Origin of the sequence: Proteus sp. G3927, assembly GCF_963894685.1 — a bacterium.
GTDB classification, from domain to species: Bacteria; Pseudomonadota; Gammaproteobacteria; order Enterobacterales; family Enterobacteriaceae; genus Proteus; species Proteus mirabilis.
In genome coordinates, this window is record NZ_CAWQGX010000027.1 from 217,606 (window position 1) to 234,052 (window position 16,447).

General features: G+C 42.2%; 14 protein-coding genes. 2 read left to right on the forward strand and 12 right to left on the reverse strand.

The window, feature by feature from the left end:
* Positions 1-16: 16 nt before the first annotated feature.
* The 12 genes from nuoL to hexA all read right to left on the reverse strand — a co-directional run bounded on the left by nuoL (position 17) and on the right by hexA (position 13,653).
* On the reverse strand, positions 17-1,852 hold the full coding sequence (gene nuoL, locus AACV00_RS10495) for an NADH-quinone oxidoreductase subunit L (protein WP_004248388.1): 1,836 nt from the start codon (positions 1,850-1,852) through the stop codon (positions 17-19).
* Complete coding sequence (gene nuoK / locus AACV00_RS10500; protein WP_004243687.1) at positions 1,849-2,151, reverse strand: NADH-quinone oxidoreductase subunit NuoK; 303 nt, start codon at positions 2,149-2,151, stop codon at positions 1,849-1,851. Before nuoK ends, nuoL begins: the two co-directional genes overlap by 4 nt.
* A complete protein-coding gene (gene nuoJ, locus AACV00_RS10505) occupies positions 2,148-2,681 on the reverse strand; it encodes an NADH-quinone oxidoreductase subunit J (RefSeq protein ID WP_004243688.1) in 534 nt (177 codons plus the stop codon). Before nuoJ ends, nuoK begins: the two co-directional genes overlap by 4 nt.
* Before the next feature lie 12 nt (positions 2,682-2,693).
* Positions 2,694-3,236, reverse strand: a complete 543-nt coding sequence (gene nuoI / locus AACV00_RS10510) for an NADH-quinone oxidoreductase subunit NuoI (protein ID WP_004243689.1) — start codon at positions 3,234-3,236, stop codon at positions 2,694-2,696.
* A gap of 14 nt (positions 3,237-3,250) precedes the next feature.
* On the reverse strand, positions 3,251-4,228 hold the full coding sequence (gene nuoH, locus AACV00_RS10515; RefSeq protein WP_004243690.1) for an NADH-quinone oxidoreductase subunit NuoH: 978 nt from the start codon (positions 4,226-4,228) through the stop codon (positions 3,251-3,253).
* Positions 4,228-6,951 (reverse strand): NADH-quinone oxidoreductase subunit NuoG, encoded by a 2,724-nt coding sequence (nuoG, locus tag AACV00_RS10520; protein ID WP_175270702.1) that lies wholly within the window; start codon positions 6,949-6,951, stop codon positions 4,228-4,230. Before nuoG ends, nuoH begins: the two co-directional genes overlap by 1 nt.
* Positions 6,952-7,013: 62 nt before the next feature.
* A complete protein-coding gene (gene nuoF, locus AACV00_RS10525) occupies positions 7,014-8,378 on the reverse strand; it encodes an NADH-quinone oxidoreductase subunit NuoF (RefSeq protein WP_004243692.1) in 1,365 nt (454 codons plus the stop codon).
* Entirely contained in the window at positions 8,375-8,920 is a 546-nt protein-coding gene (nuoE, locus tag AACV00_RS10530; protein ID WP_004243693.1) for an NADH-quinone oxidoreductase subunit NuoE, read from the reverse strand. The genes nuoF and nuoE overlap by 4 nt, the downstream gene beginning before the upstream one ends.
* A 2-nt stretch (positions 8,921-8,922) precedes the next feature.
* Positions 8,923-10,719, reverse strand: coding sequence for an NADH-quinone oxidoreductase subunit C/D (gene nuoC, locus AACV00_RS10535; protein WP_004243696.1), 1,797 nt, complete (start codon positions 10,717-10,719; stop codon positions 8,923-8,925).
* Positions 10,720-10,795: 76 nt separating this feature from the next.
* Positions 10,796-11,470 carry a NuoB/complex I 20 kDa subunit family protein gene (locus AACV00_RS10540; RefSeq protein ID WP_004243697.1) on the reverse strand — a complete coding sequence of 225 codons (675 nt, stop codon included), beginning with the start codon at positions 11,468-11,470 and terminating at the stop codon, positions 10,796-10,798.
* 17 nt (positions 11,471-11,487) lie between these two features.
* Positions 11,488-11,940, reverse strand: a complete 453-nt coding sequence (locus tag AACV00_RS10545; protein ID WP_004243698.1) for an NADH-quinone oxidoreductase subunit A — start codon at positions 11,938-11,940, stop codon at positions 11,488-11,490.
* A 795-nt stretch (positions 11,941-12,735) separates the two neighbouring features.
* Positions 12,736-13,653 carry a transcriptional regulator HexA gene (gene hexA / locus AACV00_RS10550; RefSeq protein ID WP_004243703.1) on the reverse strand — a complete coding sequence of 306 codons (918 nt, stop codon included), beginning with the start codon at positions 13,651-13,653 and terminating at the stop codon, positions 12,736-12,738.
* Positions 13,654-14,495: 842 nt separating this feature from the next.
* On the opposite strand from hexA, the gene AACV00_RS10555 reads away from it, so the two are divergent.
* Positions 14,496-15,710, forward strand: a complete 1,215-nt coding sequence (locus AACV00_RS10555) for a pyridoxal phosphate-dependent aminotransferase (RefSeq protein WP_004243704.1) — start codon at positions 14,496-14,498, stop codon at positions 15,708-15,710.
* A gap of 133 nt (positions 15,711-15,843) precedes the next feature.
* Positions 15,844-16,425, forward strand: coding sequence for a 5'-deoxynucleotidase (yfbR, locus tag AACV00_RS10560; RefSeq protein WP_004243705.1), 582 nt, complete (start codon positions 15,844-15,846; stop codon positions 16,423-16,425).
* Positions 16,426-16,447 lie beyond the last annotated feature (22 nt).

Here is a 16,447-nt window from a genome sequence, read left to right on the forward strand (position 1 = left end):
GCAATGTGTCCCTTAATTAAACCAGAAGCAGCAGAGCGATAACCAGCACTGCACCTAAACCGAGAGAAGCCGCATACCAACGCGCTAATCCGTTTTCACTGAAACTCAAGCCTTTATTGGCGCCTTTAAAGAGACAACCAAAGAGATTAAAGAATTGGTTAACAGGATCATTTTGGATAAGCCATGCCGCACCTTTATAAGGTTTGACAAACAGCACCTCATACAGTGCATCAAATCCCCATGCGTGGAACCACCATGTTGAGAAGAAACGCCCTGTTTTGGTATTTGCCACCTGAGAAACAAGTTGACGCTGTTTCAGGTATAACCATGCTGCAATGGCAACGCCTACAATCGCTACCACACCAGAAAGGATTTCTAATACATACTTACCTTCATGAGTAACGGTGCTTTCTGGGAAAACATCGCCTAACGGTTGGGTAATTAACGCCCCAATAAAGGTTGATAACAACGCTAATACCGCTAATGGGAAAGTATGAGTGAAGCCTTTAACTTGGTGTGCTTCGGTTTTGGTTTCACCATGGAATACGATGAAAATTAAACGGAAGGTATAAAGTGACGTAAAGAATGCGCCAATTAAACCTGCTAACATTAAATTGAAATGTCCGTTTGCGTACGCACCCCATAAGATTTCATCTTTACTGAAGAACCCTGCTGTTAACAGTGGTAATGCCGCTAAGGCACCTCCGCCAATTAAAAAGCATGCATAAACAAATGGGATCTTCTTACGTAACCCGCCCATCTTAAAGATATTCTGTTCATGATGGCAGGCAATAATCACTGAACCTGCAGATAAGAACAGTAATGCTTTAAAGAACGCGTGAGTCATTAAGTGGAAAATTGCGCCATCCCATGCTTGAGCCCCCAACGCCAAGAACATATAACCAATTTGGCTCATGGTTGAGTAAGCAAGAATACGCTTGATATCGGTTTGTACTAAAGCCGCAAAACCCGCTAATACTAATGTCACTGCACCGACGATACCGACTAATTCTAAGATATCAGGTGCCATTAAGAATAGCGCATTACTACGAGCAACTAAGTACACACCAGCGGTAACCATGGTGGCGGCGTGGATCAACGCAGAAACAGGTGTTGGACCGGCCATCGCATCCGCTAACCAAGTTTGTAATGGTAGTTGTGCTGATTTACCTACCGCACCCCCTAAGACCATTAACATTGCCCAGTTAATGATGCTTGATCCTGCGGTCAGTTGTTCAGGAGCCAATACCGCCATTTCGCGGAAACTTAGCGTACCTAATTGATCAAACAGGATAAACATACCGATAGCTAAGAAGACATCACCAATACGGGTAACAATAAATGCTTTCATTGCTGCCGCGCCATTAGCTGGGTTGTTATAGTAGAAACCAATTAATAAGTAACTACATAAACCAACCCCTTCCCAACCCATATACATCAGCATCATATTATCAGCCAATACTAAAACAACCATACTCGCGATAAATAAGTTGGTATAAGCAAAGAAGCGAGAATATCCTTCTTCACCACGCATATACCAAGATGCATACATATGAATAAGAAAACCAACGCCAGTGATAACACCTAGCATGGTTAATGATAGGCCATCAAGCACCAACGTAAATGGGATAGTAAAGTTCCCCGCTGACATCCAAGTCCAGAGTGTTAAGACTTCTGTTTCTTGTCCGTGAGCAAAGAAATCTATCCCCACCCAAAGTGTCACTAAAGCTGATAAACCAACAGCGCCCGTGCCAATCCATGCTGATACATTTTCAGACCAACGACCACCTGAGAATGCGAGCAGTAAAAATCCCAGCAGTGGTAGCACAAAGGTTAAATAGAGTATATTCATCCGCGCATCTCACTGACTGTATCAATATTGAGGTTTTGGCGATGACGATGAAGTTGTAATAACAATGCCAAGCCAATACTTGCCTCTGCCGCTGCCAAACTGATTGCCAGAATATACATAATCTGACCATCTGTTTGACCCCAATAGCTACCACCAACCACAAAGGCTAGCGCAGCTGAATTAATCATAATTTCGAGTCCGATCAACATAAATAACAGGTTGCGGCGAAGTACTAAGCAAGTAAAACCTAACACAAATAGTACCGCAGCCAAGATCAAACCATGTTGAAGAGGTATCATTTTGGCTCCCCTACTTTTTCGTTTTCGACGAGATCGTCATGGCTCTGATCACGACCGATGTGATAAGCAACAATTAATCCTGACAATAAGAGAACGGAGGCTAACTCAACAGCCAGAATATAAGGCCCAAATAAGCTAATACCGACTTCTTTCGCCCCAATAATCTCGCCACTAATCTCACCATGAGTGACACTACTAATTGCATAAACCAATACAATTAACAGTACCAGAGACAAAATCGCCGGCCCTATCCAAAATCTAGGCTGTAACCATTTTCTCTCTTGCTCAACGACCGATTTTCCTAAGTTAAGCATCATCACAACGAATACGAATAGCACCATAATCGCGCCGGCGTAAACGATGATCTCTAAAGCACCTGCAAAATAGGCACCTAACGAGAAGAACACCACTGAAAGGCCAATTAATGAAACAATCAGATACAGCAGTGCGTGTACCGGATTGGTATGCGTTATTACTCTCAAAGTGGCAAGGATTGAAATCAGTCCTGCAATATAAAATGCAAATTCCATGAATATCGCTCCTTACGGTAACAGGCTTTTGACATCGATAGGTTTCGCTTCATCATCTGCTTCACCTTTATCTTTGCCATTAATCGCCATACCTGTTTTACGGTAAAAGTTATATTCAGGATATTTACCAGGCCCTGAAATTAATAAATCGTCTTTTTCATAAACCAGATCTTGACGCTTAAATTCACCCATTTCGAAATCAGGGGTTAATTGTAGAGCCGTTGTTGGACATGCTTCTTCACATAAGCCACAAAAGATACAACGCGAAAAGTTGATACGGAAAAACTCAGGATACCAACGACCATCTTCATGTTCTGCTTTTTGTAATGAGATACAACCAACAGGGCACACCGCTGCGCACAAGTTACAAGCAACACAACGCTCTTCACCATCAGGATCACGGGTCAATACAATACGTCCACGATAACGCGGTGCAACATTGACAGGTTCTTCCGGGTACATCTGCGTTTCGCGTTTGGCAAAGGCGTGTAAGCCAATCATCCAAATGCTGCGTACCTGGGTGCCGAAACCAGTCACTAACTCTTTTAAAGTCATGGTTCAATCACCCCTTATTGAGCGTTGTAGAGGATCACTGCAGCAGTGACCAACAGATTGATTAAAGTTAACGGTAAGCAGATCTTCCAACCAAAAGCCATCACTTGGTCATAACGCGGACGCGGTAATGATGCACGGATCAGAATAAACATCATCATGAAGAATCCTGTTTTCAGTGCAAACCAAACGAATGACGGTAAGAAAGGACCTTGCCAACCACCGAAGAATAACGTCACTATTAAGCCAGAAACGGCAACGATACCGATATATTCACCGACAAAGAACAGACCGAATTTCATACCGGAATATTCAATGTGATAACCATCCGCCAACTCTTGCTCTGCTTCGGGTTGGTCAAAAGGATGACGGTGACAAACGGCAACGCCAGCAATCGCAAAGGTAATAAAGCCAAAGAATTGTGGGATAATGTTCCACATATGGGCTTGCGAATTGACAATATCCGTTAAGTTAAACGAACCCGCTTGTGCCACAACACCTAAAATAGAAAGTCCTAAGAAAACCTCATAACTAACTGTTTGTGCTGAAGCACGCATTGCACCTAATAACGAATATTTATTGTTACTTGACCAGCCAGCAAATAAAACGGCATACACCGCTAAACCCGCTACCATCAAGAAAAATAAAATACCGATGTTTAAATCAGCCACAACCCAGGTTGAGCTAACTGGCACAATAGCAAATGACAATAATAAGGAAGAAAAGGCAATCACTGGTGCTATGGTAAAGATAAAGCGATCAGCAAATTTTGGGATCCAGTCCTCTTTAAAGAACATTTTGATCATATCCGCAATTAACTGTGCTGAACCAGCATAACCTACACGGTTAGGCCCATAACGGTTTTGGAATAATCCCAGTAGACGACGCTCCCCCATACTCATAAAAGCACCACAAGTGACAACCACCAGCAAGATCACCACGGCTTTTAAAACAGTGAGTAAAATCTCTGTAACTTCAGGAGATAACCAGCTCATTATGCAATACCCCGCAGTTGACGAACCGATACACCCACCAGTGATGGCGAAATGCCAGCCATCCCTAACGGAAGGCCAATTTGACCTCGAGTTAAGTGAGCACTGATTTTCACAGGTAAGGTGAATTCACGACCTTCGTAAGTAAACATCGCTTGTTGACCTTGAGATAATGCTAATGCGATGGCATCAGATTCACTCACGGTTAAATAAGCGTTGTCCATACGTTGTTGGATCACTTGTGAACGTTGCGATAACTCTTCGCTACCAAACAGACGATAGTAAGGAGCTACAACCCATTGATTTTCAACTAGGTTAAAGGCTGGTGGAATATCAGTGAAATAACCTAATGTGTTATCACTACATTCGATTAAGCGTACACCCGGATCACCAAAACGTAAGCTTCCCCCGACTTCAGACTGGAACTTATTCCATGCTTGTGGTGAGTTCCAACCCGGTGCCCATGCAAATGGAATTTGCTGGCGAGGAGCCGTTGGGCTGTTGTTTCCTTCCATAGAGAAAGCAAATGGGCTATCGATATCTTTCGGTTGACGCTGTTCATGTACTGAAACATTTGCCAACATGGAAGTACGACCACTATAACGATGCGGTTCACGGGCTAATTTTTGACCACGAATACGGAATGATGCATTAGGTGCCGCATTCACAATACCGGCAAATTGCGGTAGACGCGTTGCACATAGCTCAATCACATGATCTAATTGCGTCCAGTCAAGATTACCTTCATGCCATTGTGAATCAACAGCACTTAGCCAACGCCAGCTTTCATGCATCACCACTTCTTTGTTATAGAAAGAAGGTTCAAACACTTGGAAGTAACGTTGCGCTCTGCCCTCTTGACTCACCATAGTGCCATCACTTTCAGCAAAGGAGGAAGCAGGTAACACAAGGTGTGCTTTTTCCATGATCTCAGTTTGCTGATGGTCAATCACAATTAGGTGATCCACTTTAGCAATCGCGTCATCAATGACGTCGGCGGCAAAATGGCGATACAAGTCGTTTTCCATCACAATAGCGCTATCTGCTTGACCACTACGCATCACTTTCAATGCGTCATCCAGTGGTTTCGCTTTCATCATTGCCAGCCCCATGCTATTGGCATCATCTGCCACATAAGAGAGACCAACTTCGCTCCCCTTGGCTTTTAAGGCAAAAGCGATATTAGCAGCCGCTTTGATAACTTCTTCGCTACCCGCATGACTACCACTAATAATTAACGGTTTTTTTGCTTGCGATAAGGCTTGAACAATCATGTCAATCTGTTTATTCAACGCTTCATCTAAGCCATCAACCGCAGGGGCTTCACCATTAATATGATGGGCAATGGCAAAACCTAAACGCGCTTGTTCAACCACCGGCGCACGATAACTCCAAGCGGCAACATCATCCAGACGAGTTTCATCAACATGGGTGACAAACAGTGGATATTTCGCCCGTTGACCGATATTCATGATGGCGGCAATTTGCCAATCAGCCACTTTTTGTGCAGCAGCCATCTCACGTGCTTTACCTTTTACGGCTTGACGTACTGACAGTGCCATACGAGCACCTGTCTGTGTTAAGTCTTCACCTAACACCAGTACTGCGTCATAGTCTTCAATCTCACGGAGAGGTGGAGTATAAACGCCACCTTTTTGTAAAATATCCAGCATTAAGGTCAAGCGAGCCTGCTCGGCAGCCGAAATACCACTATAGAAATTTTCAGCACCAACCACTTCACGTAAAGCAAAGTTGCTTTCAATACTGGCTCGTGGTGAGCCGATACCGACAACACGTTGCCCTTTCTTCAGCATTTCTGCAGCGGCTTGCGTTGCTTGTGCTGCACTGATTTCAAGCCAGTTACTGCCTAAACGTTTTTTAGGTTGACGAGGTCTACTCGCTAAATTGACATAACCGTAGCCAAAACGACCACGATCACAAAGGAAGTAACGGTTTACTGTACCGTTATAACGGTTTTCAATACGACGCAATTCACCATAGCGCTCACCTGGGCTGATATTGCAACCCATGCTACAACCTTGGCAAATACTTGGGGCAAACTGCATATCCCACTTACGGTTATAACGTGATGAGTGAGTTTTGTCAGTAAAGACACCCGTTGGACAAATCTCAACTAAGTTACCTGAGAATTCGCTCTCTAATGTGCCATCTTCAACCCGTCCAAAGAACACGTTGTTATGTGCACCAAAGACACCCAGATCAGTGCCATCAGCATAATCTTTGTAGTAACGAACACAGCGGTAACAAGCAATACAGCGGTTCATTTCATGAGAAATAAACGGCCCTAACTCTTGGTTTCTATGTGTACGCTTAGTAAAGCGATAGCGACGCATAGTATGACCTGTCATAACGGTCATATCTTGAAGGTGGCAGTTCCCCCCTTCTTCACAAACAGGACAATCGTGAGGATGGTTAGTCATATACCATTCAACAACGCTTTCGCGGAATTTTTTCGCTTCTTCGTCATCAATGGAGATAAACGTGCCATCAGCCGCAGGTGTCATACAAGACATTACCAAACGACCGCGGGTATCCTCAGCATTTTGATACTGCTTAACCGCACACTGGCGGCAAGCGCCAACGCTTCCCAGCGCTGGGTGCCAGCAAAAATAAGGAATATCTAAGCCTAAATTAAGACAGGCTTCTAACAGGTTATCAGCCCCGTTAACTTCATATTCTTTGCCGTCTACATGAATCGTAGCCATAGTCAGCATGCTTCCCAAAGGCCTGCATTGCAGGCGTTAAACCTAGAATGTATCGTGAAAAACTACCAGCGGCTTTTCAGCAAGTTAGGCTGAATACCACGGATAAGATTGGCATTGGTATAGTCTTCTTGAATAATGCCAGCCTCAAATTCTTCACGGAAATATTTGATTGCGCTTTGTAAAGGCTCTACTGCCCCTGGTGCGTGAGCACAGAATGTGTGCCCTGGGCTTAAAGAGCGGCAGAGGTGCTCAAGAGTCTCAATATCACCAGGACGACCTTGACCTTTTTCTATCGCGCGTAAGATTTCGACACTCCATGGCAAGCCATCACGACAAGGTGTACACCAGCCACAAGATTCACGCGCAAAGAACTCTTCCAAGTTACGGGTTAATGAAACCATGTTAATTTCATTATCTACCGCCATCGCCAACGCAGTACCTAAACGGCTACCAGCTTTGGCGATCGTGCCAAAATCCATAGGGAGATCGAGATGATCTTCTGTTAAGAAATCCGTTCCTGCACCACCGGGTTGCCAAGCTTTTAATTTCAGTCCATCACGCATCCCCCCCGCATAATCTTCTAAGATTTCACGAGCTGTAGTACCAAAAGGTAATTCCCATAAGCCTGGATATTTCACGCGACCAGAGAATCCCATTAATTTAGTACCTGCATCTGGACTTTTACCGGCGCTTAAACCGATATACCAATCTTTGCCATGCTCAATAATCGCGGGTACGTTACACAGCGTTTCAACGTTATTCACGCAGGTAGGTTTTCCCCAAGCACCGGAGGTTGCAGGGAATGGCGGTTTCGAGCGAGGGTTAGCACGACGACCTTCCAGTGAGTTGATCAGTGCTGTTTCTTCACCACAGATATAACGACCTGCTCCTGTGTGAACAAATAGCTCAAAATCGATACCAGAGCCGAAGATATTTTTGCCTAAAAAACCTGCTGCTTTGGCTTCTTCAATAGCATGACGCAGGTGCTTAGCCGCTTCAATATATTCACCACGTAGGAAAATATAACCACGATAAGCTTTCAGTGCATGCGCACCGATAATCATCCCTTCGATTAACAGATGTGGCAGTTCTTCCATTAACAGGCGGTCTTTATAGGTTCCCGGCTCCATTTCATCTGCATTACAAAGGATGTAACGGATATTCATACTTTCATCTTTTGGCATCAGGCTCCATTTCAAGCCTGTTGAGAATCCAGCACCACCACGTCCTTTTAAGCCTGCATCTTTAACTTCAGAGGTCACCTCATCAGGTGCCATGCTTTTTAATGCTTTTTCTGCCGCTTTATAACCGTTTTTTGCACGGTATTCATCCAGCCATACTGGCTGACGATCATCACGTAAGCGCCACGTTAGCGGATGCGTTTCTGCGCTACGAATAATCGGTTTTGCTCCTGAAATTGCTGTCATGGATACTGCTCCAGTAACGTTTCAATCTCTTCAGGTTTAACAAAACTGTGAGTATCGTCATCTACCATCATAGTAGGACCTTTGTCACAGTTACCTAAACAACAGGTTGGCAGTAAGGTAAAACGACCATCTGGTGTTGTTTGGCCAGGAAGGATATTGAGGTGCTTCTCAATAGCTGCCTGAATGCCTTGATAACCTGTAATATGGCAAACCACACTGTCACAAAAACGAATAATGTGACGGCCGACGGGTTGGCGGAAAATTTGACTATAAAAGGTTGCTACCCCTTCTACATCGCTAGCTGGTATACCAAGCACATCGGCAATAGCATAGATAGCACCGTCTTCAACCCAACCTCGATTTTTTTGCACTATTTTCAGCGCTTCAATCGATGCAGCACGGGGATCTTCATAGTGATGTTTTTCTTGTTCAATTTCAGCACGCTCTTCTTGCGTTAGAACAAACGTGTTTTTCTTTGAATGAGTTACATCAACGATTTCAATCTTCGCGGCATCCTCTTTATGGTTTAATTCATTTTGCATGATTAACGATCCACATCCGACATTACAAAATCGATACTTCCCAGATAGACAATCAAGTCAGAAACCAGACTACCGCGGATAACCGCTGGGATTTGTTGCAGGTGAGCAAAACTTGGCGTACGAATACGCGTACGATAGCTCATCGTGCTGCCATCACTGGTTAAATAATAGCTGTTGATCCCTTTAGTGGCTTCCACCATCTGGAATGATTCATTCGCAGGCATAACAGGACCCCATGAAACCTGTAAGAAGTGATTAATCATGGTTTCAATATGCTGTAATGTGCGCTCTTTTGGTGGCGGAGTCGTCAGTGGATGGTCGGCTTTAAATGGCCCTGCTGGCATATTTTTATAACACTGCTCGAGAATACGTAAGCTTTGACGTAATTCTTCGACTTTCAGCATGACACGATCGTAACAGTCACCATTGCTTGCTACTGGAATTTCAAACTCAAAGTTTTCATACCCTGAGTATGGACGCCATTTACGCACGTCAAACTCAACCCCTGTAGCACGAAGCCCGGCACCCGTTACCCCCCAATCTAACGCTTCTTTAGCGTTATAAGAGGCAACACCAATGGTACGGCCTTTTAAAATACTGTTTTGCAAGGCGGCTTTAACGTAAGAATCAAGACGTTTTGGCATCCAATCTAAGAATTCACGTAGTAAGCGTTCCCACCCTTTTGGTAAATCGTGGGCAACACCACCGATACGGAACCATGCCGGATGCATACGGAAACCGGTAATTGCTTCTACAATATCGTAAACTTTTTGACGATCAGTAAAGGCAAAGAATACCGGAGTCATCGCACCAACATCTTGGATAAAGGTACTGATATACAGTAAATGGCTATTAATACGAAATAGCTCAGACAGCATGACACGAATGACTTTAACGCGCTCAGGTACTTCAATACCGGCAAGCTTTTCCACCGCCAGTACATAAGGCATTTCGTTAACACAACCACCAAGGTATTCAATTCGGTCGGTATAAGGAATATAACTATGCCATGATTGACGCTCGCCCATTTTCTCTGCACCACGATGGTGATAACCAACATCAGGTACACAGTTGACGATTTCTTCGCCATCAAGTTGCAAAATAATACGGAATGCACCGTGAGAAGATGGGTGATTAGGGCCGAGGTTTAAGAACATAAAGTCCTCATTCTCAGTACCGCGTTTCATTCCCCACTCTTCTGGTTTAAAGGTCAGTGATTCCATTTCCAGATCCTCTTTCTGCTTAGTCAGCACATAAGGATCAAATTCTGTCGCACGAGCGGGATAATCTTTACGCAGTGGATGACCTTCCCAATTCGGCAACATCATAATACGGCGTAGATTAGGGTGTCCGTTAAAGACGATCCCAAACATATCCCACACTTCACGCTCATACCAATTCGAGTTCGGAAAGATAGAAGTGAGAGTCGGTAGATTAAGATCTTTTTCACTTAATGCGACTTTCAGCATGATATCTTTATTACGATCGAGTGATATCAGATGATAGAAAACGGAAAAATCAGCTGCCGGCAAGCCTTGACGATGCGTGCGTACACGCTCATCAACGCCATGCAAGTCGTACAGCATGACATATGGTTTTGGTAAAGATTTGAGGTATTGCATAACCTCAATAAGTTGTTCCCGCTTAACCCATACCACTGGCATGCCGGTACGAGTCGGCTGGAATGTAAACGCATCTGGCCCAAATTTCTGACGCAGTTCGTTAACCACCTGATCATCAATATGATCGCTGGTTTCCCACGCTGGCCGTGCGCTATTTTGCGCTATCTGATCGGTCATTTCTATTCACCACAACTTTGATCAGGGTTACTATGATCGCAACACATTGCTCTGGTTACGTCTTAGGCAAAAGCCTTTAAATTTCGTCTGGAGTACGCAGATTTTTTACTGCGATCCGCTCACCGTGTTTTCTTTCTCGTTCTGACTGCATATTGGCACGGTAAACGCCTTGGTCGCCCACCACCCAAGATAATGGGCGACGTTCTTTACCAATGGACTCTTGTAATAACATCAATGCTTGCATATAAGCTTCTGGACGAGGTGGGCATCCTGGGATATACACATCAACAGGAATGAATTTATCGACACCTTGCACTACCGAATAGATGTCATACATACCACCAGAGTTAGCGCAAGCTCCCATGGAAATAACCCACTTAGGCTCTAACATCTGATCGTATAAACGCTGAATAACGGGCGCCATCTTTGTAAAGCAGGTTCCTGCAACCACCATAAAGTCAGCTTGACGAGGGGAAGCTCGTAATACTTCAGAACCAAAACGCGCTACGTCATGGACCGCAGTAAATGACGTCACCATTTCAACGTAACAACAGGAAAGACCAAAATTATATGGCCATAAAGAGTTTTTTCTGCCCCAGTTCACAACGTCATGTAACGCATGTTCCAGTTTTCCCATATACACGCTGCGATGAACGTGAGCATCTAACGGGTCACTGACAATTTCCTGTGATTGCAGGGGATAACGGTCATTCTCACCGTTCGGATCTATGCGGGTGAGCGTATAATCCATTTTTAATGCCTCGCTTATTACTGCTGCGGATGTTTGCCGCTGGTTAATCTGACATGGCTTTTACCCGCGGTTTCACGGCGAGAGCGAACTGGTGTCCAATTTAATGCACCAATACGAACCAAATAGAATAATCCAGCTAATAAAATTGCGATAAAGACAGCTGCTTCAATAAAGCCTAACCAGCCCACTTCACGTACGGAAACGGCCCAAGCATAAAGAAACAGTGCTTCAACATCGAAAATTACGAAAAACATGGCAACTAAATAGAATTTAGCTGACATGCGCAGACGAGCGCTGCCAACGGAATCAAGGCCAGATTCATAAGGAACATGTTTAGCCCTTGCTTGTGCACGGCCGCCTAAATAGCGGGCACCCAGCAACATGAGCGAACATAACCCCAATGCGCCTATTAAGAAGACAGCAAATGCCCAATAGTGGGCGATAACTTCGGTGGTTGTAGACATACTCATTGCTTACTCATCAAAGGTGGTGTCAATTAACCAACTCTTATCCGGCGGTTTACACCACATTTATTAATACGAAAAAAAAGGTAAAACAACAGACTTGCTAATTAAATAAATGATAACAATCTATTTAAACCTTTCTTCTTTTAAGGAAAACATTGTGATAACTCACTCAGTTTTCCGTCGCTTCTTAACAAATTTAACACTCATTTTTAACACCCAATTACTGGCCAATGCTAAAACGTGTCAGTCAACCTACAAATTTTCTGCTAACACGCTTAGTCTAACCGATAATTCGATTTTACTACACCAGTATCTCAGGAAAAACCTGACTCTATATAGGCAAATGTGCCTTATTTTTTTGATCAAACTCACAAAATAGTCGAAAAAATACATAATCAGTTTAAATTTTATCCAAATTTTAACAAATTAACTTTCCAATAATGTGGAGAAGGTCAAATATCCGTTTTCATTTGACTATTTATTCCCTGAAAACCTAGACAAACCTTTTATTTGTTAACAATTTCTACAAGCGTGTAACCCATCACAACTGCATACAATTTTTTAACAAAGCGACTGAGCGGGAAAAGAGAGGTGGATCACACTGTGATATACATTAATCTCTATAAATATTAAACCAATGTGACTATTTAAAAATAAAGCATAAAAAAACGGAAACAAATGCGTTTATAGCACCTGTTTCCGTTGATTGTGATATATCACTTTATTGTTTCGTTTGACTATTTTTAACCGTTAATATGGGTTATCCAAATAATCATGATAACAATATCACTCTGCGCCTTACTCTAAATCTAAAGAATGCGCTTCTTCAACTGAAGTGACAGTATAAGGCGTTTTCTTATTTTCGATGGCATTGAATACCGTTAATACAGCTTCGTTTTGCTCATCAAAATTACGATATAACCAGTACTGAGTCTCAGGCAAACGAGGTAACCCTTCGCTTTCGCCTAATATACGTAAATCAGCATTTTGCATTTCTAATGGACGAGCTGTGATCCCCACTTCGGCATTTACAGCAGCACGAACCGCAGATAAAGAAGCCGCTTCATACGCAATACGCCATTGAATACCTGCGTCATCTAGTGTATTTGTTGCCAACTGACGGAATGGGTTAGTTTCGTCCATGACTACTAAAGGAATAGGCTCATTCATTTGTAATTGGAAATCAGGGGCACAATGCCACAAAACAGGCGCTGTACGTAACGCTGTGCGTGGATGATGTCCAATACGTGCAGTGGTTAATGCTAAGTCGATTTCGTGGTTATCAAGCATAGTCTCAATAAATTGAGAACGCTTAATACGCACATCAACCGCTAAACGTGGATATACAGATGCGATACGATTTAACAAAAATGGTAATAGTGTATCGACGGAATCATCAGATGCACCAATACGTAACTCACCTTCAGCATCACTATATGTTAATGAAGCAGTTGCATCATCATTAGCACGGAGAATTTGACGTGCATAGCCTAATAATTGTAAGCCATGCTCTGTTAACAGTTTATTACGACCATGACGGGCAAAGAGTTCTCTGCCGACTAATTGCTCTAAACGTTGCATCTGCTGACTGACTGCAGATTGAGTTCGACATACAGCGGCCGCGGCGGCTGCAAAAGTATTCAAATCTGCTACAGCAACAAACGTTCTAAGCAGATCGAGGTCGAGATTCATTATCGGACGATTTGCATTAATCATTGTTTATTCTTCACTTATTTTTGATTTTTAAATTACATATACCTGGTGTTTTTTATCAAAAGTCTAAATTGGACTTCCGATTCAGACAGTACCTTACTCTGAAAAAGAGAGCAAAGACATACTGAATACTTTACATTTGTTTGTTGTCGTTTACACCTCCTAGTTCGCAAGCAACTGCATTTTTTTGTAACAAATTAAATTTTATTATCATTCTAAGGATCTACAAGAAAGAACTGTATACCATCATTACAAGTTAGATGTAGATCATACAATGCTCTCTAGGAATACATAAATTTTAACATTTTTAAAATAATTTAAATTACCTTAACTGTGTATGCTATTTTAAGTATCCACCCTTATAAAATATATTTAAGATTTCAATTTAATTTATATAAAAACTATTTGATTGATATGAATAAAAATAGATTTAACCATATTATTTGAAAATTTAATATATTAAGTAAGATAATACAAATCCGATAAAATTATTCAATAATTGATTATGCAACATCTTATCAACTTCCCTCTCACATCTGGTTATTGTTAAAAAACGCACTAAAAACCCTCTCTTCACCAGCATAATATTTTTGGTTTTTATTCAAAATAAGAACATACCACCAGATTAAGTGATACTTTCAGTCATCAAAATAAGTTCTTTAGAATAAACTGACCTTTTACACCAAAAATTATCTAGCATCTTCAAAAGTTTGTAGTGTAAGAGTAGAGTGATAGAACAGTTAATTTGCTGGGACAGCCTTTTCATTTATATCTTTCCGAGATGTGTATGAGAAATATAAATGTCGCTATGTAGATAAAGTCATACCCGATTAGGTAAACGTGCTATGAATCAAATAAAAAAATCAAGTAAACTCGACCATGTTTGTTATGACATTCGAGGACCGGTTTTGCAAGAAGCAAAACGTCTGGAAGAAGAAGGTAATAAAGTATTAAAACTCAATATTGGTAACCCAGCACCTTTCGGTTTTGAAGCGCCAGATGAAATCTTAGTAGATGTTATTCGTAACCTACCTAGCTCTCAAGGCTATAGCGACTCTAAAGGGCTTTTTTCAGCACGTAAAGCCATCATGCAACATTACCAAGCCCGTGATATGCGTGATGTAACTGTTGAAGATATCTATATTGGTAACGGTGTTTCAGAGCTTATCGTACAAGCTATGCAAGCATTATTAAATGATGGCGATGAAATGCTAGTTCCAGCGCCTGATTACCCATTATGGACCGCTGCGGTTTCTCTTTCTGGGGGTAATGCTGTTCATTACATGTGTGATGAGCAACAAGGTTGGTTTCCTGATTTAGATGATATCCGTCGTAAAATCTCCCCCAGAACGCGCGGTATTGTGATTATAAACCCTAACAATCCAACCGGCGCGGTATATAGCAAAGAGATTTTGCTGGAAATTGTTGAAATTGCCCGTCAACACAATTTGATTATTTTTGCTGACGAAATTTATGACAAAATTCTTTATGATGATGCCCAACATCACTCTATCGCCGCAATGGCACCTGATTTATTAACTGTTACCTTTAACGGTTTATCGAAAACCTATCGCGTCGCAGGATTCCGCCAAGGTTGGATGGTACTTAATGGCCCGAAAAAACAAGCAAAAGGCTATATTGAAGGCTTAAATATGCTGGCATCTATGCGCTTATGTGCCAACGTGCCGATGCAACACGCGATCCAAACGGCATTGGGTGGCTATCAAAGTATCAGTGAATTTATTCTACCCGGAGGCCGTTTATACGAGCAACGCAACCGCGCATGGGAGCTTATCAATCAAATTCCAGGGGTTTCTTGCGTTAAACCAATGGGAGCGCTGTATATGTTCCCTAAAATAGATTTAAATCGTTATAGTATTAAAGATGACCAAAAAATGATCCTCGATTTACTATTACAAGAAAAAGTCTTATTAGTGCAAGGTACTGCATTTAACTGGCCTCACCCTGATCATTTCCGTATTGTGACACTCCCCCGTGAGAATGATTTAGAGATGGCGATTCAAAAATTTGGTCGTTTTATTGTCGGCTACCATCAATAGTTATTATTAATAAAGATAAAACGCAATATCACTGAGGTTATATTGCGTTTTTTTATTTTCTTACTGATCACCGTTTACATCTAGTGTCTATCCACTCACAATAATCTCTTCAATCACGCTATTGGGAGATATTATGAGTTACTTTTTTGCCCACCTTTCTCGTTTAAAGCTAATTACACGCTGGCCTCTGATGCGTAATATTCGCCAAGAAAATGTCTCTGAGCATAGTTTACAAGTGGCTTTTGTTGCCCATGCATTAGCGGTGATTAAAAATCGTAAATTTGATGGCAATGTCAACGCCGAGCGTATTGCACTACAAGCAATGTACCATGATGCCAGTGAGGTTATCACCGGTGATATGCCAACTCCTATTAAATACCACAATCCACAAATTGCTCATGAATATAAAAAAATAGAAAAATATGCTCAGCAAAAATTGATTGAAATGTTACCCGAAGAGTTACAAGAAGATTTTCGCCCTCTTATCGATGAGCAATTACATAGTGAGGAAGAAACTTTTATTGTCAAACAAGCTGATAGTTTATGTGCCTATTTAAAATGCCTTGAAGAGTTAGCTGCGGGTAATAGCGAATTTAATTTGGCCAAAAATCGTTTAGAAAAAACGTTAGCAGAAAGACATAGCCCTGAGATGGACTATTTTATGAAAGTGTTTGTACCGGGCTTTAGTTTATCCCTAGATGAGATCAGTGAGTAAGTCGCAAAAACGCCGTTTATAA

Coding starts and splice junctions, on each gene's coding strand:
- nuoL (WP_004248388.1), bottom strand. CDS start 1,852: ATGAATATACTCTATTTAACCTTTGTGCTACCACTGCTGGGATTTTTA.
- nuoK (WP_004243687.1), bottom strand. CDS start 2,151: ATGATACCTCTTCAACATGGTTTGATCTTGGCTGCGGTACTATTTGTG.
- nuoJ (WP_004243688.1), bottom strand. CDS start 2,681: ATGGAATTTGCATTTTATATTGCAGGACTGATTTCAATCCTTGCCACT.
- nuoI (WP_004243689.1), bottom strand. CDS start 3,236: ATGACTTTAAAAGAGTTAGTGACTGGTTTCGGCACCCAGGTACGCAGC.
- nuoH (WP_004243690.1), bottom strand. CDS start 4,228: ATGAGCTGGTTATCTCCTGAAGTTACAGAGATTTTACTCACTGTTTTA.
- nuoG (WP_175270702.1), bottom strand. CDS start 6,951: ATGGCTACGATTCATGTAGACGGCAAAGAATATGAAGTTAACGGGGCT.
- nuoF (WP_004243692.1), bottom strand. CDS start 8,378: ATGACAGCAATTTCAGGAGCAAAACCGATTATTCGTAGCGCAGAAACG.
- nuoE (WP_004243693.1), bottom strand. CDS start 8,920: ATGCAAAATGAATTAAACCATAAAGAGGATGCCGCGAAGATTGAAATC.
- nuoC (WP_004243696.1), bottom strand. CDS start 10,719: ATGACCGATCAGATAGCGCAAAATAGCGCACGGCCAGCGTGGGAAACC.
- AACV00_RS10540 (WP_004243697.1), bottom strand. CDS start 11,470: ATGGATTATACGCTCACCCGCATAGATCCGAACGGTGAGAATGACCGT.
- AACV00_RS10545 (WP_004243698.1), bottom strand. CDS start 11,940: ATGAGTATGTCTACAACCACCGAAGTTATCGCCCACTATTGGGCATTT.
- hexA (WP_004243703.1), bottom strand. CDS start 13,653: ATGATTAATGCAAATCGTCCGATAATGAATCTCGACCTCGATCTGCTT.
- AACV00_RS10555 (WP_004243704.1), top strand. CDS start 14,496: ATGAATCAAATAAAAAAATCAAGTAAACTCGACCATGTTTGTTATGAC.
- yfbR (WP_004243705.1), top strand. CDS start 15,844: ATGAGTTACTTTTTTGCCCACCTTTCTCGTTTAAAGCTAATTACACGC.